Annotated in this window: 1 pseudogene; it reads right to left on the minus strand. The window is 76.3% G+C overall.

From position 1 onward, the window contains the following. Positions 1-1,850: pseudogene (locus AC5P09_RS51655) on the minus strand (TIGR02680 family protein); the annotation flags it as partial.

Consider the following 1,850-nt stretch of genomic DNA (forward strand, 5'->3'; position numbering starts at 1 on the left):
ACGCGTTCGGTCTCGATGGTGTGCTCGGCCGCGGTGCGGCGCAGGGCTCGTTCGGCGACCGAGCAGGCGGCCACCGATTCATCGTACGAGCCCTGGGCCGCATCGGCGGCGTCGCGGGTGGCGCGCAGCCTCGCCGCGGCCCTGTCGAGCTCGCGCAACGCCTGCGTGATGCCGGTGGTGCGGGGCAGGGCGGCGCGGGCGGCGGCGTACGCCTCCAGGGCGGCCTCCGTACGGGCCTGGGCGTGCGCCAACTCATCGAACTGGGCGGAGAGTTCGGCCAGCAGCGTCTCACAGGCGGCGATCCGGGCGGCGCGCCGGCGGGCGCGGGCGGTCGCGCCGACGTACTCAGCGTGCTCCTTGGTGTGGGCACCGACCAGGACACCGGCCGCGTACCGGCCGTCGGGGCCGATCCGCGGGATGCCGGTGCCGAGGTCGCCGGCGACGGCGACGGAGCGCAGTACGGCGGTGATCCGGGCGGCGGTCGGGATCGCGACGCCGGCCGCGGGGCTCTCGGGGCTCTCGGGGCGCAGGAGATCGGCGAGGCTCGGTCCGCTCACCGGGGCACCGGCACGAAGGTAGCCTTCGCTGTGCCCGGCCGCCACAGGGGTGTCCTCGGCGCTGACGAGGGCGTCGAGGAGGCCCGACGCTTCCAGGGCCGCTTCCAGGCCCGCTCGTTGACGATCTGTCAGATTCTGGTCGAAGTCGACGAGTTGCCACAACGGAACGCCGTCACCGGGCGCCCGGTCGGCGGTGCGGCCACGGGCCGGGGGCGGGGCGTCGTCGTGTTCGGCGGCGATCCGGTCGCGTTCGGCCTCCGTCTCGGCGCGGCGGCGCTCGACGTCGGTGCGCCGGGCGCGTAGGGAGGCGAGGGTGTCGCGCAGTTCCTGCACGACGGGAGCGGTGGCCTCGGTGAAGGCGTCGGCGAGCGTGACGGGCTCACCCGGACTCTCCGCCTCGCCGGTGCGTTCGAGGGCTTCGGCGAGCCGGCCGGTCCCCTCCTCGGTCAGGAGCTCGCCGTGCGCCTGTGTCCACCGGCCGAGTACCGTACGGCCCTGCTCGCGGGCGGATTCGAGGGCCGACTCGGCGACGGTCTGAGCGGTCTCGGCCGCGGTGACGGCTTCCTGCGCACGGTCGAGCGAGAGCCGGGCGAGGTCACGGGTCTGCTCGGCACCGCGTGCCGCCAGCTGGGCAGCGCGCACGGCCCGGACGCCCTCGTGGCGGGCGGCGGCGAGTGCGGCGGAGCGGTCGACGATGCGGGCGGGCTCGGCGTCGGCCGAGGTCCAGTGGAAGCCGGCGGTGTGGGCGTGGTCGGCGACGGCGACGGCATCCCGGGAGACGGCGGCGTCGAGTTCGGCAGCGAGTCGCACGGCGTGTTCGGCCTCGGCGCGGGCGCGGCCGGTGGCGGCCGTGCGGCGTTCGCGTTCGGCGCTCGCCTGCCGGGCGGTCTGCTCGCAGGTGCGCACCAGGCGTTCCAGGTCGGCCAGTTGCTCGACGGCCTGGTAGGCGGAGGAGGAGCGCAGCTGGTCGAGGCGGGCGCGTTGGGCGGCGAGCGAGGCGTCGGCCGACTCGGCGCGCGTCTCGGCGGCGGCCTGCTGTTCCCGGGCCGCCGTCAGGTCCGTGGTGGCGGTGCGCAGCGCGGTGGCGCGCTCGGCGGTCTCGGCGCGGCGGGCGGTGAGCCGGTCCGCGGCGGCACGGGCGTGGACCCGCAGATAGGTGGAGTAGCTCGCGAGGAAGGCGCGGGTGGCGTCGTCGGCGGCGGCCAGCCCCTCCAGCGTGCGCTGCACGGACTCCATGTCGTCGAACGAGCGGGCCGCCTCGGCGATCAGGTCGTCGTCCAGCGGTCGCAGACC

The organism is Streptomyces sp. a15 (assembly GCF_059026085.1).